General features: G+C 44.3%; 37 protein-coding genes. 6 read left to right on the top strand and 31 right to left on the bottom strand.

All coding sequences use genetic code 11. The features are described 5' to 3' along the window. Positions 1 to 49: 49 nt before the first annotated feature. The 3 genes from ilvC to ACRJJO_RS08840 are packed head-to-tail and all read right to left on the bottom strand — an operon-like array spanning position 50 to position 3,337. Positions 50 to 1,066: a ketol-acid reductoisomerase gene (gene ilvC / locus ACRJJO_RS08850; RefSeq protein ID WP_341326260.1), complete on the bottom strand. Its 1,017-nt coding sequence runs from the start codon at positions 1,064 to 1,066 to the stop codon at positions 50 to 52. A gap of 43 nt (positions 1,067 to 1,109) precedes the next feature. Then, positions 1,110 to 1,601, bottom strand: coding sequence for an acetolactate synthase small subunit (gene ilvN, locus ACRJJO_RS08845; RefSeq protein WP_404357499.1), 492 nt, complete (start codon positions 1,599 to 1,601; stop codon positions 1,110 to 1,112). Next, positions 1,601 to 3,337, bottom strand: coding sequence for an acetolactate synthase 3 large subunit (locus tag ACRJJO_RS08840; RefSeq protein WP_431065432.1), 1,737 nt, complete (start codon positions 3,335 to 3,337; stop codon positions 1,601 to 1,603). The genes ilvN and ACRJJO_RS08840 overlap by 1 nt, the downstream gene beginning before the upstream one ends. Positions 3,338 to 3,656: 319 nt before the next feature. On the opposite strand from ACRJJO_RS08840, the gene ACRJJO_RS08835 reads away from it, so the two are divergent. Further along, on the top strand, positions 3,657 to 4,511 hold the full coding sequence (locus tag ACRJJO_RS08835) for an isocitrate lyase/PEP mutase family protein (protein ID WP_431065431.1): 855 nt from the start codon (positions 3,657 to 3,659) through the stop codon (positions 4,509 to 4,511). On the opposite strand, the gene ACRJJO_RS08830 is transcribed toward ACRJJO_RS08835, so the two are convergent. The 3 genes from ACRJJO_RS08830 to moaD all read right to left on the bottom strand — a co-directional run bounded on the left by ACRJJO_RS08830 (position 4,508) and on the right by moaD (position 6,507). After that, positions 4,508 to 5,326, bottom strand: coding sequence for a DUF2797 domain-containing protein (locus tag ACRJJO_RS08830; protein ID WP_431065430.1), 819 nt, complete (start codon positions 5,324 to 5,326; stop codon positions 4,508 to 4,510). The genes ACRJJO_RS08835 and ACRJJO_RS08830 overlap by 4 nt on opposite strands. 461 nt (positions 5,327 to 5,787) lie before the next feature. Further along, positions 5,788 to 6,267 (bottom strand): molybdenum cofactor biosynthesis protein MoaE, encoded by a 480-nt coding sequence (locus ACRJJO_RS08825; protein WP_431065429.1) that lies wholly within the window; start codon positions 6,265 to 6,267, stop codon positions 5,788 to 5,790. A 6-nt stretch (positions 6,268 to 6,273) separates the two neighbouring features. Next, a complete protein-coding gene (gene moaD, locus ACRJJO_RS08820) occupies positions 6,274 to 6,507 on the bottom strand; it encodes a molybdopterin converting factor subunit 1 (protein ID WP_431065428.1) in 234 nt (77 codons plus the stop codon). Between the two features lie 73 nt (positions 6,508 to 6,580). Between moaD and moaC the strand changes: the two genes are divergently transcribed. Together moaC and ACRJJO_RS08810 are read left to right on the top strand one after the other, a co-directional pair. Beyond that, the gene (gene moaC / locus ACRJJO_RS08815; protein WP_404357508.1) at positions 6,581 to 7,057 is read left to right on the top strand and encodes a cyclic pyranopterin monophosphate synthase MoaC; all 477 of its coding nucleotides are present in this window, start codon (positions 6,581 to 6,583) and stop codon (positions 7,055 to 7,057) included. A gap of 200 nt (positions 7,058 to 7,257) precedes the next feature. Then, positions 7,258 to 7,953 carry an ABC transporter permease gene (locus tag ACRJJO_RS08810; protein ID WP_431065427.1) on the top strand — a complete coding sequence of 232 codons (696 nt, stop codon included), beginning with the start codon at positions 7,258 to 7,260 and terminating at the stop codon, positions 7,951 to 7,953. Positions 7,954 to 8,116: 163 nt separating this feature from the next. On the opposite strand, the gene sodB is transcribed toward ACRJJO_RS08810, so the two are convergent. After that, entirely contained in the window at positions 8,117 to 8,698 is a 582-nt protein-coding gene (gene sodB / locus ACRJJO_RS08805) for a superoxide dismutase [Fe] (protein ID WP_431065426.1), read from the bottom strand. Between the two features lie 474 nt (positions 8,699 to 9,172). On the opposite strand from sodB, the gene ACRJJO_RS08800 reads away from it, so the two are divergent. The 3 genes from ACRJJO_RS08800 (at position 9,173) to fdxA (ending at position 11,124) form a co-directional block, all read left to right on the top strand. Beyond that, on the top strand, positions 9,173 to 9,643 hold the full coding sequence (locus tag ACRJJO_RS08800) for a CYTH domain-containing protein (RefSeq protein WP_404357514.1): 471 nt from the start codon (positions 9,173 to 9,175) through the stop codon (positions 9,641 to 9,643). Positions 9,644 to 9,703: 60 nt separating this feature from the next. Further along, positions 9,704 to 10,369 (top strand): tetratricopeptide repeat protein, encoded by a 666-nt coding sequence (locus tag ACRJJO_RS08795; RefSeq protein WP_431065425.1) that lies wholly within the window; start codon positions 9,704 to 9,706, stop codon positions 10,367 to 10,369. Between the two features lie 431 nt (positions 10,370 to 10,800). Continuing rightward, the gene (gene fdxA / locus ACRJJO_RS08790) at positions 10,801 to 11,124 is read left to right on the top strand and encodes a ferredoxin FdxA (RefSeq protein ID WP_404357518.1); all 324 of its coding nucleotides are present in this window, start codon (positions 10,801 to 10,803) and stop codon (positions 11,122 to 11,124) included. Between the two features lie 462 nt (positions 11,125 to 11,586). Here the strand turns inward: fdxA and rplQ are convergent, their stop codons facing one another. The 24 genes from rplQ to rplB all read right to left on the bottom strand — a co-directional run bounded on the left by rplQ (position 11,587) and on the right by rplB (position 23,093). Further along, positions 11,587 to 11,967: a 50S ribosomal protein L17 gene (gene rplQ, locus ACRJJO_RS08785; RefSeq protein WP_431065424.1), complete on the bottom strand. Its 381-nt coding sequence runs from the start codon at positions 11,965 to 11,967 to the stop codon at positions 11,587 to 11,589. A 26-nt stretch (positions 11,968 to 11,993) separates the two neighbouring features. Continuing rightward, positions 11,994 to 13,004, bottom strand: coding sequence for a DNA-directed RNA polymerase subunit alpha (locus ACRJJO_RS08780; RefSeq protein ID WP_014149749.1), 1,011 nt, complete (start codon positions 13,002 to 13,004; stop codon positions 11,994 to 11,996). Between the two features lie 24 nt (positions 13,005 to 13,028). Further along, a complete protein-coding gene (rpsD, locus tag ACRJJO_RS08775; protein ID WP_404357521.1) occupies positions 13,029 to 13,649 on the bottom strand; it encodes a 30S ribosomal protein S4 in 621 nt (206 codons plus the stop codon). 18 nt (positions 13,650 to 13,667) lie between these two features. Then, positions 13,668 to 14,054, bottom strand: coding sequence for a 30S ribosomal protein S11 (gene rpsK, locus ACRJJO_RS08770; protein WP_014149751.1), 387 nt, complete (start codon positions 14,052 to 14,054; stop codon positions 13,668 to 13,670). 25 nt (positions 14,055 to 14,079) lie between these two features. Further along, complete coding sequence (rpsM, locus tag ACRJJO_RS08765) at positions 14,080 to 14,436, bottom strand: 30S ribosomal protein S13 (protein ID WP_014149752.1); 357 nt, start codon at positions 14,434 to 14,436, stop codon at positions 14,080 to 14,082. A gap of 78 nt (positions 14,437 to 14,514) precedes the next feature. Further along, positions 14,515 to 14,628 carry a 50S ribosomal protein L36 gene (gene rpmJ / locus ACRJJO_RS08760; RefSeq protein WP_083877706.1) on the bottom strand — a complete coding sequence of 38 codons (114 nt, stop codon included), beginning with the start codon at positions 14,626 to 14,628 and terminating at the stop codon, positions 14,515 to 14,517. A 30-nt stretch (positions 14,629 to 14,658) separates the two neighbouring features. Next, positions 14,659 to 15,960 (bottom strand): preprotein translocase subunit SecY, encoded by a 1,302-nt coding sequence (secY, locus tag ACRJJO_RS08755; protein WP_404357526.1) that lies wholly within the window; start codon positions 15,958 to 15,960, stop codon positions 14,659 to 14,661. A gap of 21 nt (positions 15,961 to 15,981) precedes the next feature. After that, a complete protein-coding gene (rplO, locus tag ACRJJO_RS08750; protein ID WP_431065423.1) occupies positions 15,982 to 16,416 on the bottom strand; it encodes a 50S ribosomal protein L15 in 435 nt (144 codons plus the stop codon). After that, entirely contained in the window at positions 16,416 to 16,601 is a 186-nt protein-coding gene (gene rpmD / locus ACRJJO_RS08745) for a 50S ribosomal protein L30 (RefSeq protein WP_014149755.1), read from the bottom strand. Before rpmD ends, rplO begins: the two co-directional genes overlap by 1 nt. Positions 16,602 to 16,606: 5 nt before the next feature. Beyond that, positions 16,607 to 17,113, bottom strand: a complete 507-nt coding sequence (gene rpsE, locus ACRJJO_RS08740) for a 30S ribosomal protein S5 (RefSeq protein ID WP_014149756.1) — start codon at positions 17,111 to 17,113, stop codon at positions 16,607 to 16,609. 10 nt (positions 17,114 to 17,123) lie between these two features. After that, positions 17,124 to 17,477, bottom strand: a complete 354-nt coding sequence (gene rplR / locus ACRJJO_RS08735) for a 50S ribosomal protein L18 (protein WP_404357530.1) — start codon at positions 17,475 to 17,477, stop codon at positions 17,124 to 17,126. A gap of 9 nt (positions 17,478 to 17,486) precedes the next feature. After that, positions 17,487 to 18,020: a 50S ribosomal protein L6 gene (rplF, locus tag ACRJJO_RS08730; RefSeq protein ID WP_404357532.1), complete on the bottom strand. Its 534-nt coding sequence runs from the start codon at positions 18,018 to 18,020 to the stop codon at positions 17,487 to 17,489. A gap of 15 nt (positions 18,021 to 18,035) precedes the next feature. Next, on the bottom strand, positions 18,036 to 18,431 hold the full coding sequence (gene rpsH, locus ACRJJO_RS08725; RefSeq protein WP_431065422.1) for a 30S ribosomal protein S8: 396 nt from the start codon (positions 18,429 to 18,431) through the stop codon (positions 18,036 to 18,038). Positions 18,432 to 18,451: 20 nt separating this feature from the next. Then, on the bottom strand, positions 18,452 to 18,757 hold the full coding sequence (rpsN, locus tag ACRJJO_RS08720; protein ID WP_014149760.1) for a 30S ribosomal protein S14: 306 nt from the start codon (positions 18,755 to 18,757) through the stop codon (positions 18,452 to 18,454). Positions 18,758 to 18,771: 14 nt separating this feature from the next. Beyond that, positions 18,772 to 19,311, bottom strand: a complete 540-nt coding sequence (gene rplE, locus ACRJJO_RS08715; protein ID WP_125216974.1) for a 50S ribosomal protein L5 — start codon at positions 19,309 to 19,311, stop codon at positions 18,772 to 18,774. 17 nt (positions 19,312 to 19,328) lie between these two features. Then, positions 19,329 to 19,646: a 50S ribosomal protein L24 gene (rplX, locus tag ACRJJO_RS08710; RefSeq protein WP_341326278.1), complete on the bottom strand. Its 318-nt coding sequence runs from the start codon at positions 19,644 to 19,646 to the stop codon at positions 19,329 to 19,331. Positions 19,647 to 19,660: 14 nt separating this feature from the next. Next, entirely contained in the window at positions 19,661 to 20,029 is a 369-nt protein-coding gene (gene rplN, locus ACRJJO_RS08705; protein WP_014149763.1) for a 50S ribosomal protein L14, read from the bottom strand. A gap of 39 nt (positions 20,030 to 20,068) precedes the next feature. Beyond that, positions 20,069 to 20,332 (bottom strand): 30S ribosomal protein S17, encoded by a 264-nt coding sequence (rpsQ, locus tag ACRJJO_RS08700; protein ID WP_431065421.1) that lies wholly within the window; start codon positions 20,330 to 20,332, stop codon positions 20,069 to 20,071. Positions 20,333 to 20,335: 3 nt separating this feature from the next. Beyond that, positions 20,336 to 20,527: a 50S ribosomal protein L29 gene (gene rpmC, locus ACRJJO_RS08695; protein ID WP_014149765.1), complete on the bottom strand. Its 192-nt coding sequence runs from the start codon at positions 20,525 to 20,527 to the stop codon at positions 20,336 to 20,338. Continuing rightward, entirely contained in the window at positions 20,527 to 20,940 is a 414-nt protein-coding gene (gene rplP, locus ACRJJO_RS08690; RefSeq protein ID WP_014149766.1) for a 50S ribosomal protein L16, read from the bottom strand. Before rplP ends, rpmC begins: the two co-directional genes overlap by 1 nt. A 16-nt stretch (positions 20,941 to 20,956) precedes the next feature. After that, entirely contained in the window at positions 20,957 to 21,628 is a 672-nt protein-coding gene (rpsC, locus tag ACRJJO_RS08685) for a 30S ribosomal protein S3 (RefSeq protein WP_341326280.1), read from the bottom strand. Positions 21,629 to 21,636: 8 nt separating this feature from the next. After that, the gene (rplV, locus tag ACRJJO_RS08680; RefSeq protein WP_404357538.1) at positions 21,637 to 21,972 is read right to left on the bottom strand and encodes a 50S ribosomal protein L22; all 336 of its coding nucleotides are present in this window, start codon (positions 21,970 to 21,972) and stop codon (positions 21,637 to 21,639) included. A gap of 8 nt (positions 21,973 to 21,980) precedes the next feature. Next, positions 21,981 to 22,253 (bottom strand): 30S ribosomal protein S19, encoded by a 273-nt coding sequence (gene rpsS / locus ACRJJO_RS08675; protein ID WP_014149769.1) that lies wholly within the window; start codon positions 22,251 to 22,253, stop codon positions 21,981 to 21,983. 12 nt (positions 22,254 to 22,265) lie between these two features. Continuing rightward, positions 22,266 to 23,093: a 50S ribosomal protein L2 gene (gene rplB / locus ACRJJO_RS08670; RefSeq protein WP_404357540.1), complete on the bottom strand. Its 828-nt coding sequence runs from the start codon at positions 23,091 to 23,093 to the stop codon at positions 22,266 to 22,268. Positions 23,094 to 23,117: the final 24 nt, after the last annotated feature.

Here is a 23,117-nt window from a genome sequence, read left to right as displayed (position 1 = left end):
CGAGAGCGGCAAAAAAGCCGCTCTCTCATGACCCGGAGACACTATCCGATTAGTTTTTCGACTTATCGACGATTTTGTTGGCACTAATCCATGGCATCATGCTGCGAAGTTTTTCACCGACGATTTCGATCGGATGCTCCGCATTTAGGCGACGTCTTGCCGTCATTTCCGGATAACCTGTCATGCCTTCCATGATGAATCTTTTCGCGTATTCGCCTTTTTGAATGTTTTCCAACGCCTCGCGCATGGCGTAACGGCTTTCTTCGTTGATGACTTTAGGACCGGTCACATACTCGCCGTATTCGGCGTTGTTAGAAATCGAATAGTTCATGTTCGCGATACCGCCTTCGTACATCAGATCGACGATCAATTTTAATTCGTGCAAACACTCGAAGTATGCCATTTCCGGCTCGTATCCGGCTTCAACCAGTGTCTCGAACCCGGCTTTGACTAACTCAACCGCACCACCGCACAATACGGCTTGCTCGCCGAACAAATCGGTTTCGGTTTCATCACGGAAGGTGGTTTCGATGATGCCGGAACGACCGCCGCCGATCGCCGAAGCGTAAGACAAACAAATACTCTTTGCGGTACCGGAGGCATCCTGCTGAATCGCGATTAAATCGGGAATACCGCCGCCGCGGACAAATTCGGAACGCACCGTATGACCCGGAGCTTTCGGAGCAATCATAATCACATCGAGGTCGGCACGCGGCACGATTTGATTATACAAAATCGAAAAGCCGTGCGCGAATGCCAAGGCTGCCCCTTGTTTGAGATTCGGTTCGATTTCCGCTTTGTATAATTGCGCTTGGAATTCATCCGGCGTCAGGATCATCACGACATCGGCGCTCGACACTGCTTCAGGAACCGATTTAACCGTCAAGCCTGAAGCTTCGGCCTTGGCTACCGAGGGAGAACCCGCGCGCAGACCTACGACGACATCGACACCCGAGTCTTTTAAATTGTTGGCATGCGCATGACCTTGAGAACCATAGCCGATGATCGCTACTTTTTTACTTTTGATGATCGAAAGATCGGCGTCTTTATCGTAATAAACTTGCATGTGTTTTCTCGTTTTGTTTTATGAATAATGTTTGCTTTGAATTCTAGAGATGCAGCCCTTTTTCGCCCCGGCATATTCCGGTAGCGCCCGACCGGACCACTTCGATGATAGTCGTTTCATCGATTGACTTGACGAAGGCGTCCAATTTATCCGATGTTCCGGTCATTTCGATCACGAAAGTCGTCGGTGTTACATCGATTATTCGACCGCGAAATATATCGGCGATACGTTTAATTTCGGCGCGCGTAGCTTCGCTGGTTTTGACCTTAACCATCATCAATTCGCGTTCGATATGCGCCGATTCCGCCAAATCGATTAGTTTCACGACATCGACCAACTTATTGAGCTGCTTTGTGATTTGCTCGATGATATCATCATTGCCTCGCGTTACCAGAGTCATGCGCGACAGACTCGAGTCTTCGGTCGGCGCGACGGTCAACGATTCGATGTTGTAGCCGCGCGCCGAAAAAAGACCGGCGACTCTCGATAATGCGCCGGCTTCATTTTCAATTAAAATTGAGATTATATGCCTCATTATGCCAACTCCCTGTCCGTGGGTGTACCTGGGGCAACCCGCAATTTCATATCGTGATGCCCCTTACCGGACTCTATCATTGGGTAAACGTTTTCTGTGCGGTCGGTAATGATGTCCAGAAATACGGTTCTATCTTTCATCGCGAACGCCTCTTCCAGAGCGGAGCGCAAATCGGCTTTGTTTTCGACCAGCATGCCGACATGACCATAAGCCTCGGCTAGTTTAACGAAGTCGGGCAAGGTATCCATGTAAGAATGCGAATAACGGCTTTGATAAGAAAACTCCTGCCATTGCCGCACCATACCCATGTAGCGATTATTCAAATTAATGATCTTGACCGGCGTTTTATACTGCAGCGCAGTCGACAGCTCTTGTATGCACATTTGAATACTGGCTTCACCGGTCACGCAAGCGACATCCGCTTCCGGAAACGCCAATTTAACGCCGATCGCAGCCGGCAAACCGAAGCCCATCGTACCCAATCCGCCCGAATTGATCCAGCGACGAGGCTTATCGAAATGGTAGTACTGGGCTGCATACATTTGATGCTGACCGACATCCGAAGTAATGTAAGCATCGCCTTTCGTTACTTCGTAAAGCTGCTCGATAACATACTGCGGCTTGATCAACGAACTTTCGCGATCATATTCCAGACATTGCACTGAGCGCCATTTGTCGATTTGCTCCCACCATGCCGCCAAGGCTTTTTTGGATGGCTGCTTTTTGCTCTCTTTGACCTGCTCGATCATTTGCGTCAAAACGGGTTTGACTTGCCCAACGATCGGTATATCGACTTTGACGGTTTTCGATATTGATGCAGGATCGACGTCGATATGAATAATTTTGGCGTAAGGACAAAATTCGGCTAATTTGCCGGTAACCCGGTCATCGAAACGTGCGCCGACGGCAAGAATCACATCACTCTCATGCATGCCCATATTCGCCTCGTAGGTGCCATGCATACCCAACATTCCGATGAATTGCTTATCGGTGGCAGGATAGGCGCCTAAACCCATTAGCGTATTGGTAATCGGGTAACCCAGTGTTCGAGTCAACTCGATCAATTCCCGACTTGCTTCGCCGAGGATCACTCCACCACCCGAATAAATCATCGGACGCTGAGCGGACAAGAGCAACTCGACTGCTTTCTTGATTTGGCCTTTATGCCCTTCGACGGCGGGATTGTAAGAACGCATAATGACTTTACGCGGATACTTATAAGGCACTTTGATATTAGGGTCGGTAATATCTTTCGGCACGTCGACAACCACAGGACCGGGGCGCCCGGTCGATGCGACATAAAAAGCTTTTTTAATGGTTTCAGCCAACTTGGTAACGTCTTTGACCAAAAAGTTGTGCTTGACGCACGGGCGACTAATTCCCACCATGTCGACTTCTTGAAATGCATCGCTACCGATGACCGGCGACGGCACCTGCCCTGAGATCACCACCATTGGAATTGAGTCCATATAAGCGGTCGCAATACCGGTTACCGCGTTTGTAGCCCCCGGACCGGAAGTCACTAAAACGACTCCCGTTTTTCCGGTCGCGCGCGCATAGGCATCCGCGGCATGAGTGGCGCCTTGTTCATGGCGCACCAGAATATGCTTAACGTCGTCTTGTTGAAAAATAGCGTCGTAGATATGCAGCACTGCTCCGCCAGGATAGCCGAATATATACTCCACTCCTTCGTCTTTGAGACTTTGAACCAAAATTTGTGCGCCGTTTAGCTCCACACTATTACCCTCTGCATTAACTATCAGGTGATCAATAAAACCTATTCATGACTGAATCGCTTGGTTTTATTTTAAAAAAAGGTTAGATAAACTACTGGTTTTGCACTTGTTCGTCAAGACAAATCAAGACTTTGATGACATGAGCAGCATCGCTAAACATGACATGATCAATGGGTTATAAAGCGCTTAATTCATGGATCGAATTCAACAACGCATAACCCATCATATCGGATATCTGCCGGAAAAGCTTGGAGACCATTCCAGCAGCACTACCGAAACCGACTGACTGAAAACCTCTGTCCAAATTTGAATCAAGCCAATGAACGCCGCCGAAAAATTACGCCTGTTACTCGCCCGCCCCGGAATTATCGTGATGCCGGGCTGTCATGATGCATTATCTGCAAAACTATGCGAAAAAGCTGGCTTCAGCACGGCTTTTATGAGTGGTTTTGCGGTTTCGGCCGACCGCCTCGGCCTGCCGGATACGGGCCTGATTACTTATGCCGAATTGCTCGATCAGGGGCGTAATATTTGCAATGCCGTGTCGATTCCTATCTGGGGCGACGGCGATACCGGTTTCGGAAACGCGCTCAACATCAAGAGAACCGTACAAGGTTATGCTCAAGCCGGTTTTGCCTGCATTATGCTGGAAGATCAAATCGCTCCCAAACGCTGCGGACATACCCGAGGCAAATCGGTTGTCGGACGCGACGAAGCCGCAATGCGGATACAAGCAGCCGTAGACGCCCGCAACGAAGGTGCCGACATACTGATCATGGCTCGAACCGACGCCCGAGCCACCCACGACCTAGACGAAGCGATCCGGCGCGCAAATCTATTTCACGAAATTGGTGCCGATATCAATTTTCTGGAAGCTCCGGAAAGCGAACAAGAAATGCGCCGCTATTGCGCCGAAGTACCGGGACACAAAGTTGCTAATTTGATCGAAAACGGAAAAACACCGCTATTGCCCCACGAGCAACTCGAAGCGATGGGTTATAAAATTGCCGTTTATCCATTGACGCTACTCAATGCCTCGATTGTCGCGATGCAAAACGCGCTACATGGGCTCAAAACCGGCCAAAACACACCGAAAACACTGAGCTTCAAGGAATTGACCGAAACCGTCGGATTCGAAGACTACTACCGGGAAGAAAAGCGTTATCGCTTTTAGTCTGCCCAAAATTCGACCTGATAACCTGAAAATTTTCGAACATTGATGACGCCTGTGTCAAATAACAAATATTGACCTTTTATCCCTTCCAAAACCCCTCCGACCTCCGCTTGCTTATCGAAATTAAAGGATTTGACCTTAGCCGGATAACGATGAACCGGATAAGCGATATCTACCGACTCGGCATTCGGCAGATATTCGATCGCACTATCGCGGAAGCGCGCGGTAATATCAGCCAACTCTTCACGACACAATGCCAAAAGCTCATCGCGCTTAGCGCATAAATCAGCCGGCGTTGTATTGTTTTTGAGCATTTGCTGCCAACTGGTTTTATCGCTGACATATCGACTAATTGCGACTTCGACCAATCCTGACACATAGCGCGAGGCCACTTTCATAATGGGCAATGCCTGTATAGCGCCTTGGTCGATCCACCGTGTCGGAATCTGCGTTTGCCGTGTAATTCCGACTTTAATACCGGAAGCATTGGCCAAATAAACATAATGCGGTTGAAAACAAAATGTTTCACCCCACTCCGGTTCGCGGCAGGTACCTTGATGATAGTGACATTTTTCCGGCTTTAAAATACACATATCGCATTGCGCGAGCGACACAAAACAAGGATAACAATAACCTTGGCTAAAACTTTTTTTAGTGTCCCGCCCGCAATGAACGCAAGCAATCTTACCGGTAAAGCGCAACGTTACCGGGCGACCGATAAACTGATTTAGATCTATGCCATCCTCGCCTAAAGCCAATCGATAATTAACCGACTCGCCTAACTCCGCTTGCATTTTCGTTAAAAAACCTAACACTAATTATTCCCTTCGGTATATATGTCAAAAATTGGTAACGTTATGAAGGCATAGGGGTGTGGCGAGGATGTCGACTGCAGTTTTGTTCCTGCTAAATCTTCATTCACACCATCCTTGGCGCTCGAGCGCTGCCGCCAAGCCATGGACGTATTCACCTAGCACCAAAATTCCATAGCCCATTGGCCATGGTTATACCTTTCGTACTTCAAAATTCGGCAGCGCCTAAGGAGGCACCGGGGTGCTCGGTCCCTCACCTAACGCTAGGTGTGGGACTGGCATAGAGCCTACAGGGACGTATTCACGGCGTCCTTTGACGCTCCCAGTGTCGAAATTTGATCTGTTATGGGTATAACTATCTTGAATAGTTTAAGTGCTGGGTTCACTGCGTCCAATCAAGCAAGTAACCGAACCCTCAATAAAGCTCAGAACGTTTAGGACGAAGTTATAAAACCTCGCCCTGCTCAATCCGAAAACACCGAAAAATCGTTTTTTGGAGAGCGCAAATAACCATCGGTATTATGCTCAACCCAGCGTTCGTCGCCATTTTGCAATCGCTCTTTTTTCCAGAACGGCGCTTTATTTTTCAGCGCCTCCATGATCTGACGCCCCGCGTCGAAAGCATCACCTCGATGCGAAGCCCAAACCGCGACCAACACAATCGGTTCATTCGGTTTAATCTCGCCAACTCGATGCACGACCAAAGCATCCAGCAAATGCCAATCGCGTATTGCTTGCTCTACGATATCATCCAATTGCTTTTCGGTCATCCCGGGATAATGCTCTAGAACCATAGCGGATACCGAATCGCCATCGTTAAAATCCCGCATCGTCCCGACGAATACATTAGTTGCTCCAAACTTACCGGCCCAATGCTTCGCCGAATTTTGATACACTACGACCTCATGCCACGGGTCGAATAAGTCGGCACTAATTTTGATCATATCGTCTCAGCCTCCCGTAACCGGCGGAAAAAAAGCCACTTCATCGCCGTTTTGAACCGAATGCTCAATATCGACATATTCCATGTTTACCGCAGCCAATATATTGTCCGGCATCGGCCGGTTAGCATTGGCCATCGCCCAAATTTCCGCCACCGTCACTATACCGTTCACATCAACCAGATCTTCGGAGCGACCGATACTATCCTTTAAACTGGCAAAATAACGAACTTTAACTGACATAATCATTCACGCTAAACTGAAAAGATAAGATAATAAAGACACATAACCATTTTAATCATCTCATTTAAACTCCATGACCCAACTGACCCATTTTAACCAATCCGGCGAAGCCCACATGGTAGATGTCGGCAATAAGGATATAACCGAAAGAGTCGCTATCGCCGAGGGCTATATTGAAATGAACCCGACGACACTAGCACTCATCGAGCAAGGGACACATAAAAAAGGCGATGTACTGGGTATTGCCAGGATCGCGGGCATCATGGCCAGCAAAAAGACTGCCGACCTTGTTCCATTATGCCATCCGTTACCTATTTCGCACGTCGAAGTCAACCTTGAAATCGAAAATGACACAAGTCGAGTGTATTGCCGAACCACCGTCAAAACCCGAGGACAAACCGGGGTCGAAATGGAAGCTTTGACCGCTATACAAGTCTCGTTACTGACTGTTTACGACATGTGCAAAGCTGTGGACCGGGGCATGACCATTCAAGGTGTACGCCTACTCAAAAAATCCGGCGGCAAGTCAGGCGATTGGCTACGCCCTTGATATACCCCCCATCGTGGATCAAAATTCGGCACCTGAGGCCCGCCAAAGGACGCCGAGGATACATCCATGACTCTATCCCAGCCCCTCACCTAGCATTAAGTGAGGGACCGAGCGCCCCGGCGCTTCCTTAGGCACTGCCGAAATTTAAAGCGTGAAAGATATAATACAGCCCAATCCCGTAGTCGCCACCTCATTATTAAATGACTTATTTTAGTGAAGCATTAGCCGCCGCATTTCGGCTCATTATACAATTCGATCACGACATATTTTTCATCGTTTGGACTTCGCTTAAAATTGCCTTTATCGCCACCGTCTCTGCAGGGATTGGCGCGATCATACTGGGAATATTGGCGACAGTTAGCGACTTTCACGGAAAACGTATTCTACAACATCTGCTAAACACCTTATCAGCAATGCCTACCGTTATGATAGGTTTGATATTATACGGACTACTGAATCGCCGCGGACCATTAGGCGAACTCGATCTGCTCTATACACAAACAGCCGTAATAATTGGCGAAGCTTGCTTGATTTTTCCGATCATCATGAACATGACCATGGTTGGCGTTCAATCGGCCGACCGGCGTTTAGTGAATACATTAAAAATGCTCGGCGCCGGCCCCTTCGATCAAATACTCCCGATTATCAGCGAGCTTCGTTTTATTTTATTGACCGCCATCATTACCGGCTTTGGCCGAGCCATTGGCGAGGTTGGCGCCGCGATGATGCTCGGAGGGAATATTCAAGGCGCTACCCGCACAATCACGACTGCAATTGCATTAGAAACCGGCAAAGGTGACTTCGAAATGGGATTGGCTCTTGGAATACTGCTGCTGTCGATTGCTTTTTTCATTAATCTTGCCTTGCAAATACTGCCTGCCAAACCCGGCGCATAAAAAAGCCCCAACCACTGTAACTGCAATTGGGGCCCTTTACCGTCAATAAACTTTTCTAGTCAAATTTCGGCGCCGGTGCGCTCATCCTCATCCAAGGACGACGTGAACCCAGCACCACAACACAACAAGCAGATGTCGAATCTAATGATAGATAATGCCGCTATTACGCAGTGTAATTTGCCGACGCAAAATCCCAATTGACTAGCGCCCAAAACGCCTCCAAGTATGCTGGACGTGCATTGCGGTAATCGATGTAGTAAGCATGCTCCCATACATCGCAAGTCAATAAAGGTGTCTGACCTTCGGTCAATGGGCAGCCAGCATTACTGGTACTAACCAAGGCCAAAGAACCATCTTTATTTTTTACCAGCCATGCCCATCCCGATCCGAAGGTGGTAACCGCACACTTGGTAAAAGCCGCTTTAAATTCGTCAAACGAACCAAAAGCTCTGTTGATCGCATTTGCCAGATCGCCGGTCGGTTCGCCTCCGCCATTAGGGCTCAAGCTATTCCAATAAAAAGTGTGATTCCAGATTTGCGCCGCATTATTGAAAATACCGCCAGACGATTTAACCACAATTTCCTCGAGAGGCAATCCGTCAAATTCGGTACCGGGAACCAAATTATTGAGGTTTGTTACATAGGTTTGATGATGCTTTCCATAATGAAACTCTAAGGTCTCCTCCGAAATATGAGGCGCCAGTGCATCTTTTGCATAAGGTAATGCAGGAAGTTCGTAAGCCATGTATTTCTCCTAAATTTGAATAAAAAAACAACCGACAATATGCCGGGCAGAAAAAGAAACCAAGTAATTTAATAAAGATTTATACTTTATCATTCACAGCTAATTAAATAAAGCACGCATGAACCGACATGCATATTTAAAAAGCATGCATTTCTAAACATTCGGCATCGACTAATGAAAACATCGGCGCCCGCGAAATCTTGTGCGGCTACCATCCCAGCACAGAAATCTGACCAACAAAAGGTATGGTACCAAAATAGATTTTTTATTGCATAAGGGATTCGGTCATAACAGCAACTCCCAATTTGAAGATCAAAAAGGGTGTGGGGCGAGCTTGGTGAAGCAGTGCGTACTTTGACGGACACCCCGGCGCCGAATTTTGATGTACGATGGGTATATTTTGCCATTACCGGCCAACCACAATAGACGCAACACGCTACAATAAACGTATTTTCTTATAACACTCTTCCTATTATGGCAATCGAAATAGAACACAAATTTTTATTACTTAATGACAACTGGCGAAAATTGGTCACCAAGTCCACAAAGTACAAACAAGGTTATTTAGCTTCGGAAAAGAACACTTCAATTCGCGTAAGAATCAGTGATAATGAAGCGTGGCTCAACATTAAAAGCGCCACAATAGGCAATTTTCGCCATGAATACGAATACGAAATTCCTTATCAAGATGCAGAGGAAATAATCAACAATCTATGCAGAAAACCACTAATTGAAAAAACCCGTCACTTGATACCGATAAGCCCGCATATCTGGGAAATCGATGAATTCGAAGGGGAAAACCAAGGGCTCATTGTCGCCGAGATTGAGTTACAAAATACCGATCAATCCTTCAATAAACCGGAATGGATAGGGCAAGAAGTCACTCATGATTTGCGCTATTACAACAACAATTTATCATTAAACCCATTTTCAAAATGGACTTAAATTAACTTTAAATCATAAATATCATTGTAATAGGAATTTTTTTGCCCTATTATTTGCGGAATGAAAAAGTTTATCATTGTTGTTTTTTTGGTACTCCCATGCTCAGGCTTCGCTAACGAGCTTGACCGTATCGTTCACTCAATAGAAGCAGAATGGGCCACAATTTACTTTTCCGCAGAAATTCGCGATAAAGAAAACGCCTACACCCGCCTACTGAATAAAACCACAGAATTCGCCAAGCAAACCCACGATAGCCCCGAATTAATGTTTTGGCAAGCTACCATCATTGCCTCTAGAGCTGAACATCAAAACCCTATCGATGCGTTGGCCGCCATTCATAAGGCACAGGTTCTACTGATAAAAACCATAAACATTAAACCCGACACACTGGACGGATCCGCACTCATTACATTAGGCTCACTTTATTATCAAGCACCCGGCTGGCCAATTGCATTCGGAGACGATAAAAAAGCCGAGCAATACCTCAAAAAAGGGCTACAAATCAACCCCCAGGGAATAGAAAGCAACTTTTACTATGGGCAATATCTCTTGAATAAAGATCAACCGGAAGAAGCAATTGAGTATTTCAAAACAGCACTAAACGGGCCGATACGCAAAAAACAAGAATTTGCCGATTCATCTCTTAAAGAAAAAATAAAAAAAATAATGATCAAGACAGCCACCACCGAATCGAAATCGCGAAAAAAACAGATTGCATCTTTATAGACTACTTCGAAACGGGCCCCCAAACTCCATTGCTGCAAATTCGTATTTTACGTTTCGCAATTCAAATTTCGGCAGTGCTTAAAGGGGTGCCAGGGCGTTCGCTCCTTCAACTAGCATTAAGGAAGAGAGCATCAAGCCTACATGTATATATTCACCTATTACCTAAATTCCATAGCCCATTAACCATGATTGATTATCTTGGCAATAAAGATGCGACAAGGCTTATGACGCCCTCGTCAGGCATACCACACACCCTTATCCCTTAGGTCGGCGAAACCACTTAAACTGGGAAATGCCTTTTTTAAGCACAGGATCCGCGATATTTTGTAGAATGTATTTATCATCTCAAGAGATTCATTCAGAACTTGCTTTCTGATATGATTAGTCCATTTTAAATACGCAATTTTAATTAACATCAATTGGTAACCAATATGACCTTTGTAGTCACCGAGAACTGTATTAAATGTAAATATACCGACTGCGTTGACGTTTGCCCCGTCGACTGCTTCCATGAAGGCCCTAACTTTCTAGTTATCGACCCCGACGAATGTATTGATTGCACGCTCTGTGAACCCGAATGCCCAGCCGAAGCGATTTTTGCCGAAGACGAACTACCGGATGGGCAAGAAATGTTTATCGAAATCAATGCCGATCTCGCAAAGAAATGGCCCGTAATTAGTGAAGTCAAGGACCCCCTGCCTGAAGCCGACGAGTGGAACGGTAAACCGGATAAAACAAAACTATTGGAAAAATGACCCGCTAACAAAGGACCACTACTCAGGATTTGGACATAAATAATGCCCCTATTCGTTATGTAAAGTTGGCAACGCTCGGTAAACGGATAAAACCCAAAAGGAGCAGTCGGCATGCGCTGCAGACCGCTCGCGCCGAGCTAGGTCGAAGCATGAAGCGGTTACAACTTTTTCACCGGCTTGGTAAAGCCTCTCAAACCACCTTTCGACAAGCTCAGGGCGAACGGAAGCTTGATACTCTCAACTACTCTACTCATTAACCGATTTTTCGATCAAAAGGAGTTAGATAGCTAGCTATTGCCAGTCGGTTATGGAAATTAGGCGCTGGAGAGGAACCGCTCACCCCGGCGCCTTTTACAACCAAAAATTGAACTGCGAAAGACATATAACGCTCATAAAACTCAGAGCATAAAAAAAGCCGGTAGTATAACCGGCTTTTTTTATGCTCTGATATGCCAGGTAAATTTATTCAGCATTTTCGCCAGCTATCGGACGATCAACCAACTCTACATAAGCCATAGGAGCGGAGTCGCCGGGTCTAAAGCCACATTTCATAATGCGTAAATACCCACCTTGACGATTTTTATAGCGAGGACCCAATTCATTAAACAATTTAGTTACTATAGAGCGGTCACGCAATTTAGCGAACGCCAATCTTCTCTTTGCAACGGAATCTTCTTTGGACAAAGTGATTAACGGCTCAGCATAACTTCTTAACTCTTTAGCCTTAGGCAAAGTAGTTTTAATAAGCTCATGCTTAATTAACGAACCAACCATATTGCTGAATAGCGCCTTACGGTGGCTGCTATTCATATTAAACTTTCTTCCAGACTTACGATGTCTCATTGTAATTACGACCTAAAGTTATAATTTTAAAAACTGCTTTGATTTTGATCAATCAGATTATCAGGAGGCCAATTTTCTAAGCGCATACCTAGAGATAATCCTTTTAAAGCCAGCACATCTTTGATTTCAGTGAGAGACTTTTTACCTAAATTCGGGGTTTTAAGCAACTCAACTTCAGTTCTTTGAATCAAGTCACCTATGTAAAAAATATTTTCCGCCTTTAAACAGTTTGCCGATCTAACAGTTAATTCTAAATCATCAACAGGTCTCAACAAAACAGGATCAATATCCGGACCTTCTTGAGGCGCTTCTTTTTCATCGACTGGAGGAGCAACCTTTTCAAAATCCACGAAAACGGATAATTGATCATGCAATATGGTTGCCGCTAGCTTTATAGTCTCTTCCGGATCAACTGTACCATTTGTCTCCAGTTCAACAATTAACTTATCGAGATTAGTTCTCTGCTCTACGCGAGTACTCTCAACTTGATAAGCAACTTTTATAATCGGACTATATGAAGCATCGACCTGCAGACTACCGATGATAGGATTATCGGTTTGCTGTTTTCGCGCACTTACCGGCTCATACCCTCGCCCCCTTCTGACGCGAATCTTCATATTGAACTGCTTATCCTGGGTCAAATTTGCAATAACTAAATCAGGATTAACAATTTCCACATCGTGAGGCAACTGAATATCTGCAGCTGTAACAACACCGACACCGCTCTTGGAAAGAGTCAACACAACATCATCTTTCGAGTGCAAAAGGACTGCTAACTTTTTTAAGTTTAAGATGATATCAATAACATCTTCTTGAACGCCCTCAATAGCGGTATATTCGTGCAGTACACCTTCAATTTCTATGTCTGTAACTGCGCAACCGGGAATCGAAGACAATAACACCCGTCTCAAAGCGTTACCAAGCGAATGTCCGAATCCACGCTCAAGAGGCTCTATTACAATCCTTGAATGATTAGCGGATTTGCTTACCACCTCAACAAGACGAGGTCTTAATAAGCCGGAAATACTATTCTGCATTTATATCCCTTAGTTTAAGGTTTATTATTTCGAGTACAACTCAACAACAAGCTGCTCATTAATATCAGAACCTAATTCGACGCGATCAGGTAAAGACTTAAAGGTACCAGCCATGTCCTTGCTATTAACATCAACCCAATTTGGGAATCCGTATTGTTCAGTGACAGTTAACGCATCGATAATTCTTTGTTGTTTTTTTGCTTTTTCCCTGATGCCGATCACATCACCAGGTTGAACCTGATAGGAAGGGATATTAACTAACGAGTCGTTGACAAGAATCGATTTGTGACTAACTAACTGACGAGCTTCAGCTCTGGTAGCAGCAAAACCCATTCGATAAACTACGTTATCGAGTCTCGATTCGAGAAGGTTTAGTAAATTTTCGCCCGTTGCACCTTTCTTTAAATCGGCAACTTTATAATAATTTCTAAATTGCTTTTCCAGTACGCCGTATATTCTTCTAATTCTTTGTTTTGCACGCAACTGCAGTGCATAATCAGAACTTCTTGTACGCTTAGTACCGTGCTGTCCAGGCCGCTGGTCAAGCTTACACTTGCCATCTAACGACTTGCCTCTACTTTTTAAAAAAAGATCGGTCCCTTCTCTACGGCTTAATTTACACGTAGGGCCAAGATATCTTGCCATAACAAACTACTCCAGAACTTAAACGCGGCGTTTTTTAGGTGGACGGCAACCGTTATGAGGGATTGGCGTCACATCAATGATATTGCTGATTTTGAAACCCAAGTTACTCAATGAACGAACGGCGGATTCTCTACCAGGACCAGGACCCTTAACCATCACATCTAGGTTCTTCATTCCATATTCTAATGCGACCGAACCAGCTCTTTCGGCAGCTACTTGAGCAGCAAAAGGAGTACTTTTTCTTGAACCCCTAAAACCTGAACCACCGGACGTTGCCCAAGAGAGCGCATTACCTTTTCTATCGGTAATTGTAACGATGGTATTATTAAAGGAGGCATGCACATGCGCAATGCCATCCGCTATTTCTTTTTTTATGCGTTTACGCGCACGATTTGGACTTGCCATTTATGAACCTCTTATCGAAATATCTTTACTTTCTAATAGGCTTGCGAGGGCCCTTACGGGTTCTTGCATTCGTCCGTGTTCTCTGTCCTCTTAAAGGCAGGCCTCGACGATGTCGGATACCACGATAACAACCTAGATCCATCAATCGCTTGATGTTCATTGAAACTTCACGCCGTAAGTCGCCTTCGACGGTCATTTTTGAAATAACCTCACGAACAGAATCAAGCTGTTCTTCCGTTAATTCTTTAATTTTTCTTGACGGTGCTATACCCACTTTCTCGCAAATCTGATTTGCTGTTTTGCGTCCAACACCATAAATCGCTGTCAATGCAATTTCTGCATGCTTATGATCTGGTACGTTAATCCCGGCAATACGTGCCATTTAGATACTCCCCTGAGCAATGACTCTAAAGTTAAGCGCCGAATAATAACATTTAATGATTTATGGCGCAATAGAAAATTATCCTTGGCGTTGTTTATGGCGCCCATCTTCACAGATCACCCTAACAACCCCATTTCTTTTTATGACTTTGCATTTTCTGCATATTTTTTTAACTGACGCACGAACTTTCACAATGCACTCCGTAATACTTAAACTACTTAATTATTTTTTAAGATGCGCTTTCTTCATCAAGCCTTCGTATTGCTGTGACATCATGTGAGTCTGCATCTGAGAAATAAAATCCATCACGACAACAACAATAATCAACAACGAGGTCCCGCCAAAATAAAATGGCACATTCCAGTAAACGATCAGAAACTCAGGCAACAAACAAACGCCTGTGATGTAAAAAGCACCAATCAATGTAAGACGCGTCATCACTTTATCAATATAGGCACTAGTCTGCTGACCAGGTCTAATGCCAGGCAAGAACGCACCCGATTTTTTTAAATTATCCGCAGTCTCTTTCGAATTAAAAACTAAAGCGGTATAGAAAAAACAGAAAAAGATGATGGCCGCCGCATAAAACATGACATATACCGGCTGACCAGGCGATAACATAGTCGCAATATCCTTAAGCCAACTAAAGCCTTCGGCATTTCCGAACCAACCAGCTACCGTAGCCGGAAACAGAATGATACTTGAGGCAAAAATGGGAGGAATAACACCCGCCATGTTAAGCTTCAACGGAAGAAAACTACTTTGGCCGGCATACATCCTTCTACCTTGCTGTCTTTTAGGATAATTGATAATGATCCTTCGTTGACCTCTTTCAACAAAGACAACCAGCGCGGTAACAGCTATTGTTAACAAGAAAAGCAAAATTATGAACGCACTGTTCATTTCACCAGTTCTTGCAAGCTCCAAAGTGCCACCGACAGCCGAGGGCAGCCCCGAAACGATACCAGCGAATATAATCAACGAAATACCGTTGCCTATTCCTCTTTCAGTCACTTGTTCGCCCAACCACATCAAAAATATGGTCCCTGTTACTAGCGTTATAGTAGTTATGAGAACAAAACTCATGCCGGGAGCAATAACAACAGATAAACCTCCAGCCGTTTGATTTTGAAGCGCTATTGAAATACCAACAGCTTGAAAAGTCGCCAAAACAACGGTTCCGTAACGGGTATACTGTGATATCTTACGCCTACCGGACTCACCCTCTTTTTTCATCTGCTCCATCGTTGGAACAACCACGGTCATCAATTGCATGATGATCGAAGCAGAAATGTAAGGCATGATACCAAGAGCAAATAAACTTAAACGCATTAATGCTCCACCCGAAAACATGTTAAACATATCGAGAATGGAACCGCTTTGCTGTTCAAACATAAGGGCTAACGCCTTTGGGTCGATACCAGGAACAGGGATGTGAGCCCCTACTCGATAGACGAAAAACGCCCCCAGCACGAATAGCAATCTAGACCTTAATTCTGAATAGCCACCTGCTTTTTCAGCCATTTGTGCTCTTGTTGTATTCACTTAGACCTCTACTTTGCCGCCAGCCGCTTCAATAGATGCTTTTGCGCCTGCAGTCACTTTTATACCTTTCAACGTAACAGCTTTTGAAATTTCACCCGATTGGATTACTTTAGCGGTTTTAGTGAAAACAGGAACAACACCCGTTTCGATCAGTACTTGTAAATCGATGCTTTCTGTCGGCAAATTAGCCAACTCACTCAAACGAACTTCCGCTGTCAAACGCTTGCATCTTGACGTAAAACCAACTTTCGGTAATCGTCTCTGAAGGGGCATTTGTCCACCTTCAAACCCAACCTTGTGAAATCCACCACTTCTTGCTTTTTGGCCTTTATGACCTCTTCCGCAGGTTTTTCCAAGAGTAGACCCGATACCGCGACCGACGCGCTTAGCTTTTTTTCTTGATCCTTCTGCAGGACTTATTGAATTCAAGTACATTACAATTCCTCTACCCTTAGCATGTAGGAAACTTTATTAATCATCCCACGATTTTCAGGGGTATCGGAAACCGATACCGTATGATTAATACGACGCAAACCTAAACCTTTTAAGCACGCCTGATGGCTTGCTAACCGGCCGTGTTTACTTTTTGTCATTGTTAATTGTAATTTTTTATCTGACATAACAACTATCCAATTATCTGCTCAACCGACAGGCCGCGCTTGGCTGCGATGTCTTTTGGCTCATGCATTTCAGTTAACCCGGCAATAGTCGCTCTAACAACGTTAATTGGGTTGTTAGTTCCAATGCATTTGGCCAGTACGTTATGAACACCGACCACTTCGAATACCGCGCGCATTGCTCCGCCAGCAATAATACCGGTACCATCCGATGCTGGTTGCATATAGACTTTTGCCGCCCCTGTGGACGCCGTAACAGCGTATTGCAAAGTGTCGCCTTTTAAAGCAACTTTACGCATGTTTTTTCTAGCCTGCTCTAAAGACTTTTGGATTGCAACGGGAACTTCTCTGGCTTTACTCACGCCATAACCCACACGACCTTCACCGTCGCCGACGACCGTTAAAGCAGCGAAGCCGAAAACACGACCGCCTTTCACAACTTTTGCAACACGTCGTACCGATACTAATTTTTCTTGCAAACCGTCTGTACTTGCTTGAGATGGTGCTGTAGCCATAATCAATCTCCTAAAATTTTAAACCGGCTTCACGCGCGGCATCAGCAAGCGCTTTAACACGCCCATGATATTTAAAACCTGAGCGGTCGAAAGCCACTTCAGTGATTCCAGCCGCAATGGCTTTTTGGGCTACAAACTTTCCAACTTCGGCAGCCGCCTCAACATTTCCTGTATTTTTTACAGCTGATTTGACCTCAGCCTGAACAGTCGAAGCACTTGCAAGCGTATGCGTCCCATCGGAACTAATAACCTGCGCGTAAATGTGTTGCGCGGTTTTATGTATGGTTAAACGGTTCGCTCCGGAATTCTTTATTTTACTGCGCAGCTTCAGAGCGCGCTTTAAGCGTGATGCTTTCTTATCCATTACTTTACCTTACTTCTTCTTGGCTTCTTTTCTGACCACATTCTCATCAGCATATCTGACACCCTTGCCTTTATAAGGCTCTGGTGGACGATACCCTCTAATTTCTGCAGCGACCTGACCGACTTTTTGCTTATCAAAACCTTTGACAATAATTTCGGTTTGACTGGGGGTTTCGATCGTTATACCCGCCGGCACTTCATAATCAACCGGATGGGAAAAACCAAGAGATAAGCCTAAAGTATTACCTTTAGCTTGCGCTCTATAACCAACACCGACTAAAGCCAGTTTCTTTTCAAAACCTTGGGTTACGCCAATTATCATGTTATTAATAACGGCGCGAGTGGTTCCGGCTTGTGAATTGGCAATTTTATCTGCCTTATCCCACTTAATTTCAATTTGACTATTATCGATAGCCAGACTTACTTTTTCGTGTAACGAGGCCGACAACTGACCCTTACTACCTTTTACAGTAACTTCGTTGCCTTCGAGTTTGATATCAATTCCGCTTGGAAGAGCGATAGGTACTTTTGCAATTCTTGACATGACTTGACTCCCTAATTAACAAACAGTACAAACAACTTCACCGCCATGCCCTATCGCACGTGCCGCTCTGTCAGTCATGACACCTTTCGATGTCGAAACGATAGCTATGCCCAGGCCTCCCAAAACCTTTGGAAGCTCTTCTTTCGACTTATAAATTCTAAGTCCCGGCCTGCTGATTCTTTTTACTTTTTCGATGACAGGTCGGCCTTGATAGTATTTTAATACTATGGTCATTTCAATATGACTACCTTTGGTCTCAACACTATAGTCTGAGATGTAACCTTCATCTTTTAAAACTTTTACAATGGCTACCTTCAATTTAGAAGAAGGCAGTTTTACGCTAATTTTTCCCGCAGATTGACCATTTCTAATTCTGGTCAACATATCTGCTATTGGGTCTGTCATACTCATTTCAATTCTCCAAACAGATCTTACCAACTCGCCTTAACTAAACCAGGCACATCACCACGCATGGTCGATTCTCTTAATTTATTTCGAGACAAACCGAACTTGCGATAATAGCCATGGGGACGCCCAGTGATATTACACCGGTTGCGCAAACGAGATGCGCTGGAATCCCTTGGTAGCTTTTGTAATTGAAAATGAGCAGCTTCTTTTTCTTCAAAAGTAGCGCCGGGATTGCGAATGATTTCTTTTAACTCTTTTCGCTTGGTTTCATATTTCTTTACTAATTTGTTGCGCTTTACTTCACGCGCAATCATTGATTTTTTAGCCATTAGTCGATCGCCTTTTAGTTTTTGAATGGAAAGTTAAATAGCTTCAACAAAGCTAAACCTTCTTCGTTGGTTTTTGCTGTTGTCGTAATGGTAATATCCATTCCGCGAATAGCATCAATTTTGTCATAATCAATTTCAGGAAAAATGATTTGCTCTTTGACGCCCATCGAATAATTACCACGCCCATCAAAACTCTTAGGACTCATTCCTCTAAAATCTCTAATACGAGGAATGGAAATATTAATCAAGCGATCCAAAAATTCGTACATTCTATCACTACGCAGGGTGACTTTACAGCCAATTGGCATGTCATCGCGTATTTTGAAACCGGCTATCGATTTTCTTGCCAAGGTAACAATCGCTTTTTGCCCGGCGATTTTTTCCATATCGCCGAGAGCTGATTGTAATATTTTCTTATCCGCAACCGCACCGCCAACACCCATATTAAGAGTAATTTTGGTAATTCGGGGCGCCTGCATAATGGATTTATAGCCGAATTTTTTCATTAATTCCGGCAGGATCTTCTCTTTGTATTCAGTTTCTAGTCTAGCCATGTCTAAATAATCCTCTATTAGATATCAACAACTTCATTAGTTGATTTAAAAAACCTGACTTTTCTTCCATCTTCTAGAAACTTAAAGCCGATTCGATCCGCTTTTAGGGTTTGTGGATTGTAAATCCCGATATTTGAAAGGTGGATAGGCATATCTTTATCAACGATACCGCCAGATACTCCGGCACGAGGGTTACCTTTTTGGTGTTTTTTAACACGGTTAATTCCCTCTACGATTACTTTGTTATCCTTAAACACTTTAGTTACTTTACCGCGCTTACCTTTATCTCTACCGGTCAATACAATGACTTCGTCGCCTTGTTTTATTTTTTGCATAATTTAATCCTTTTTTATAAAACTTCAGGAGCCAGAGAAATAATTTTCATGAATTTATCTCCCCTTAGTTCGCGAGTTACAGGACCAAATATGCGTGTACCGAGAGGCTGCAATTGGTTATTAAGAATGACAGCGGCATTTCCGTCGAAACGAATTACCGAACCATCAGGACGACGAACTCCTTTACGAGTTCTTACAACCAAGGCGTTGTAAACTTCGCCTTTTTTTACTCTACCACGCGGTATTGCGTCTTTAACACTGACTTTGATAATGTCGCCAATGCCAGCATAACGCCTGTGTGAACCGCCTAGCACTTTGATACACATGACCTTTTTTGCACCGCTATTGTCGGCAACGTCAAGGTTAGTTTGCATCTGAATCATGATTAATTCCCAATTGTCTCGATATTAAATTCTTTGTGCTTATTTATTGTTGCTTTCAACAACTTCAACTAGCCTGAAGGTTTTGTTTTTAGACATTGGTCTACAAGATGTAATGGACACAATATCACCTTCATTGCATTGATTATGCTCATCATGAGCCATTAATTTTGTCGAACGCTTGATATATTTGCCGTACACAGGGTGCTTGACAAAGCGCTCAACCAAGACGGTAATGCTTTTGTCCATTTTATTACTAATGACACGACCGCTTAAGGTTCTTAATTTTTCAGTTTTTTCGCTCATGACTTAAGCTCTCCCTAATTCATTCAATACAGTATGTATACGAGCAATATCACGTCTGACTTGTTTGACTTGAGCGGTCTTAGTCAACTGACCTGTGCCTTTTTGCATCCTGAGATTGAATTGCTCTCTTGAGAGCTCAAGCAGCATATCGGCTAACTCTTGTTTTGATTTTTGTCGTAATTCGGTGGCTTTCATCACATTATCGTCCGAGCTATGAATGTTGTCTTAATCGGCAGTTTGGCAGATGCTAATGCAAACGCTTCTCTTGCAAGCTCTTCGGGCACACCTTGAATTTCATAAAGCATGGTGCCCGGTTTAATCTGAGCAACCCAGTATTCTACACTACCTTTGCCTTTTCCCATCCTAACTTCTAAAGGTTTTTTGGTAATAGGCTTGTCTGGAAATACTCTGATCCATATTTTACCACCACGCTTTACATGACGAGTAATCGCTCTACGTGCAGCTTCGATCTGACGGGCTGTAATCCTTCCTCTTGTTGTGGCTTTTAATCCGAATTCACCGAAACTTACCGATGAGCCACGAACAGCAATACCGTTATTTCTATTCTTATGCTGCTTACGAAATTTTGTTCTTTTGGGTTGAAGCATGACTTTATCCGTTCAACTATTTTTTAGATTCTGTAACATCGGATACACCTTGTGTATCCACATCAAATACTTCGCCTTTGAAAATCCAGACTTTAATGCCAATGATTCCATAAGTGGTATTTGCCTCGGCCGTACCATAATCGATGTCGGCTCTTAGTGTGTGCAAAGGGACACGGCCTTCTCTATACCATTCGGTACGGGCAATTTCAGCACCGTTTAAACGGCCGGCAACATTAATTTTGATGCCTTCCGCGCCCAAACGCATAGTGTTGGTAACCGCACGCTTCATAGCCCTACGGTACATGATTCTTTTTTCAAGTTGCTGGGCAATGCTTTCTGCTACCAGATAAGCATCTAATTCCGGCTTTCTGATTTCTTCGACATTCATCTGCACTGGAATGCCCATCATCGCCGAAACTTCTTGTCTTAATTTATCGATGTCTTCGCCTTTTTTGCCAATCACAATCCCTGGTCTTGCAGTATGAACGGTGATGTGGGCATTACTTGCTGGACGATTAATCTGAATGCGACTAACCGAAGCGTGAGCAAGCTTTTTTTTGATAAAGTCTCTAACTTTAAGATCTTGATGCAGAAAAACCGGGTAATCCTGAGAGTTTGCGTACCATCTAGAAGTCCAGTCTTTAACAATTCCAAGGCGAATACCCGTTGGATGTACTTTTTGTCCCATTTTTACCTCTACTCGTATTCTGCTACTTTAATTGTTATGTGACAGGTTCTTTTCAATATTTTATTGGCTCGACCTTTCGCTCGCGGTTTAAAACGCTTCATGGTCGGGCCTTCATTGACATAAACCGTCGTAACTTTCAATTCGTCAACATCGGCGCTTTCGTTATGCTCCGCATTGGCAATTGCCGACTCTAAAAGCTTTTTGATGACCGCTGCCGCACTTTTTGTACTAAATGACAAAATTGCTAGCGCTTTCTCTACCGGCAGACCGCGAATTTGATCACCTACCAACCTGGCTTTTTGTGCCGACATAGGTGCATTGCTTAATTTTGCTGATATTTCCATGCTACACCTTACCTTGACTTCTTATCGGCCACATGCCCTTTATAGGTGCGTGTCGGCGCAAATTCACCGAGTTTATGCCCTATCATATTCTCAGAAACAAGAACAGGGACGTGTTGACGCCCATTGTGGACAGCAATAGTTAAACCCAACATATCGGGAATAATCATTGATCTTCTTGACCATGTTTTAATCGGTTTCCTATTATTGGCTTTTACCGCATCCTCTACTTTTTTCAGAAGATGATGATCTATAAAAGGACCTTTTTTAATTGATCGTGGCACGCTATTTCCTCTCTATTTCTGCTTACGGCGTCTGACAATCATGTTGTCTGTGCGTTTATTTTTACGTGTTTTATAACCTTTGGTCGGCATACCCCATGGCGAAACAGGATGTCTGCCACCGGATGTACGCCCTTCACCACCACCATGCGGATGATCTACAGGATTCATTGCCACACCGCGAACGGTTGGCCTTACCCCGCGCCAGCGCTTTGCTCCGGCCTTGCCCAATGAAGTTAAGTTGTGCTCGGAGTTGGACACTTCTCCAACTACAGCCTTACAATCCGACATGATTTTGCGCATTTCCCCCGATCTTAGCCGGATGGTTACGTAAGCGCCTTCTCTAGCGACTAACTGGCAAGATGCACCTGCGCTTCTTGCTAATTGAGCTCCTTTACCGGGCTTTAATTCAACGCAATGTATAGTAGTACCCAATGGGATATTTCTAAGCGGCATGCAATTACCCGGCTTAACCGCAGTCGTTTCAGCGGATAAAATCTCTTGCCCTTGGGTTATGCCTTTTGGGGCGATAATATATCGACGCTCACCGTCTTTAAAGAGAATCAAAGCAATATTGGCGGTTCTGTTGGGATCGTATTCGATACGCTCAACTACAGCCGGAATATCTATTTTATTTCTTTTAAAATCAATGATCCGGTAGTGATGCTTATGACCCCCACCGACATGACGTGTGGTTATGCGCCCTTGATTATTACGTCCGCCATTTTTGCTGTTTTTATCAAGCAACTGTGCGAATGGCTTGCCTTTATGTAACTCATCGTTTTTGACACGTACAACAAACCTCGATCCAGCCGATGTAGGTTTTGATTTTACAATAGCCATGCTTTCTACCGTTTCCTATTGATC

Source organism: Methylotuvimicrobium sp., from assembly GCF_050611805.1.
Classification (GTDB): domain Bacteria; phylum Pseudomonadota; class Gammaproteobacteria; order Methylococcales; family Methylomonadaceae; genus Methylotuvimicrobium.
This window is presented reverse-complemented; position numbering and strand designations above follow the sequence as displayed.

What these genes read in the sequence shown, in the direction of transcription:
- ilvC (WP_341326260.1), bottom strand. Translation starts at nt 1,066, where the DNA reads ATGCAAGTTTATTACGATAAAGACGCCGATCTTTCGATCATCAAAAGT.
- ilvN (WP_404357499.1), bottom strand. Translation starts at nt 1,601, where the DNA reads ATGAGGCATATAATCTCAATTTTAATTGAAAATGAAGCCGGCGCATTA.
- ACRJJO_RS08835 (WP_431065431.1), top strand. Translation starts at nt 3,657, where the DNA reads ATGAACGCCGCCGAAAAATTACGCCTGTTACTCGCCCGCCCCGGAATT.
- ACRJJO_RS08825 (WP_431065429.1), bottom strand. Translation starts at nt 6,267, where the DNA reads ATGATCAAAATTAGTGCCGACTTATTCGACCCGTGGCATGAGGTCGTA.
- moaD (WP_431065428.1), bottom strand. Translation starts at nt 6,507, where the DNA reads ATGTCAGTTAAAGTTCGTTATTTTGCCAGTTTAAAGGATAGTATCGGT.
- moaC (WP_404357508.1), top strand. Translation starts at nt 6,581, where the DNA reads ATGACCCAACTGACCCATTTTAACCAATCCGGCGAAGCCCACATGGTA.
- ACRJJO_RS08810 (WP_431065427.1), top strand. Translation starts at nt 7,258, where the DNA reads ATGACTTATTTTAGTGAAGCATTAGCCGCCGCATTTCGGCTCATTATA.
- sodB (WP_431065426.1), bottom strand. Translation starts at nt 8,698, where the DNA reads ATGGCTTACGAACTTCCTGCATTACCTTATGCAAAAGATGCACTGGCG.
- ACRJJO_RS08800 (WP_404357514.1), top strand. Translation starts at nt 9,173, where the DNA reads ATGGCAATCGAAATAGAACACAAATTTTTATTACTTAATGACAACTGG.
- ACRJJO_RS08795 (WP_431065425.1), top strand. Translation starts at nt 9,704, where the DNA reads ATGAAAAAGTTTATCATTGTTGTTTTTTTGGTACTCCCATGCTCAGGC.
- fdxA (WP_404357518.1), top strand. Translation starts at nt 10,801, where the DNA reads ATGACCTTTGTAGTCACCGAGAACTGTATTAAATGTAAATATACCGAC.
- rplQ (WP_431065424.1), bottom strand. Translation starts at nt 11,967, where the DNA reads ATGAGACATCGTAAGTCTGGAAGAAAGTTTAATATGAATAGCAGCCAC.
- ACRJJO_RS08780 (WP_014149749.1), bottom strand. Translation starts at nt 13,004, where the DNA reads ATGCAGAATAGTATTTCCGGCTTATTAAGACCTCGTCTTGTTGAGGTG.
- rpsD (WP_404357521.1), bottom strand. Translation starts at nt 13,649, where the DNA reads ATGGCAAGATATCTTGGCCCTACGTGTAAATTAAGCCGTAGAGAAGGG.
- rpsK (WP_014149751.1), bottom strand. Translation starts at nt 14,054, where the DNA reads ATGGCAAGTCCAAATCGTGCGCGTAAACGCATAAAAAAAGAAATAGCG.
- rpsM (WP_014149752.1), bottom strand. Translation starts at nt 14,436, where the DNA reads ATGGCACGTATTGCCGGGATTAACGTACCAGATCATAAGCATGCAGAA.
- secY (WP_404357526.1), bottom strand. Translation starts at nt 15,960, where the DNA reads ATGGCTGAAAAAGCAGGTGGCTATTCAGAATTAAGGTCTAGATTGCTA.
- rplO (WP_431065423.1), bottom strand. Translation starts at nt 16,416, where the DNA reads ATGTACTTGAATTCAATAAGTCCTGCAGAAGGATCAAGAAAAAAAGCT.
- rpmD (WP_014149755.1), bottom strand. Translation starts at nt 16,601, where the DNA reads ATGTCAGATAAAAAATTACAATTAACAATGACAAAAAGTAAACACGGC.
- rpsE (WP_014149756.1), bottom strand. Translation starts at nt 17,113, where the DNA reads ATGGCTACAGCACCATCTCAAGCAAGTACAGACGGTTTGCAAGAAAAA.
- rplR (WP_404357530.1), bottom strand. Translation starts at nt 17,477, where the DNA reads ATGGATAAGAAAGCATCACGCTTAAAGCGCGCTCTGAAGCTGCGCAGT.
- rplF (WP_404357532.1), bottom strand. Translation starts at nt 18,020, where the DNA reads ATGTCAAGAATTGCAAAAGTACCTATCGCTCTTCCAAGCGGAATTGAT.
- rpsH (WP_431065422.1), bottom strand. Translation starts at nt 18,431, where the DNA reads ATGAGTATGACAGACCCAATAGCAGATATGTTGACCAGAATTAGAAAT.
- rpsN (WP_014149760.1), bottom strand. Translation starts at nt 18,757, where the DNA reads ATGGCTAAAAAATCAATGATTGCGCGTGAAGTAAAGCGCAACAAATTA.
- rplE (WP_125216974.1), bottom strand. Translation starts at nt 19,311, where the DNA reads ATGGCTAGACTAGAAACTGAATACAAAGAGAAGATCCTGCCGGAATTA.
- rplX (WP_341326278.1), bottom strand. Translation starts at nt 19,646, where the DNA reads ATGCAAAAAATAAAACAAGGCGACGAAGTCATTGTATTGACCGGTAGA.
- rplN (WP_014149763.1), bottom strand. Translation starts at nt 20,029, where the DNA reads ATGATTCAGATGCAAACTAACCTTGACGTTGCCGACAATAGCGGTGCA.
- rpsQ (WP_431065421.1), bottom strand. Translation starts at nt 20,332, where the DNA reads ATGAGCGAAAAAACTGAAAAATTAAGAACCTTAAGCGGTCGTGTCATT.
- rpmC (WP_014149765.1), bottom strand. Translation starts at nt 20,527, where the DNA reads ATGAAAGCCACCGAATTACGACAAAAATCAAAACAAGAGTTAGCCGAT.
- rplP (WP_014149766.1), bottom strand. Translation starts at nt 20,940, where the DNA reads ATGCTTCAACCCAAAAGAACAAAATTTCGTAAGCAGCATAAGAATAGA.
- rpsC (WP_341326280.1), bottom strand. Translation starts at nt 21,628, where the DNA reads ATGGGACAAAAAGTACATCCAACGGGTATTCGCCTTGGAATTGTTAAA.
- rplV (WP_404357538.1), bottom strand. Translation starts at nt 21,972, where the DNA reads ATGGAAATATCAGCAAAATTAAGCAATGCACCTATGTCGGCACAAAAA.
- rplB (WP_404357540.1), bottom strand. Translation starts at nt 23,093, where the DNA reads ATGGCTATTGTAAAATCAAAACCTACATCGGCTGGATCGAGGTTTGTT.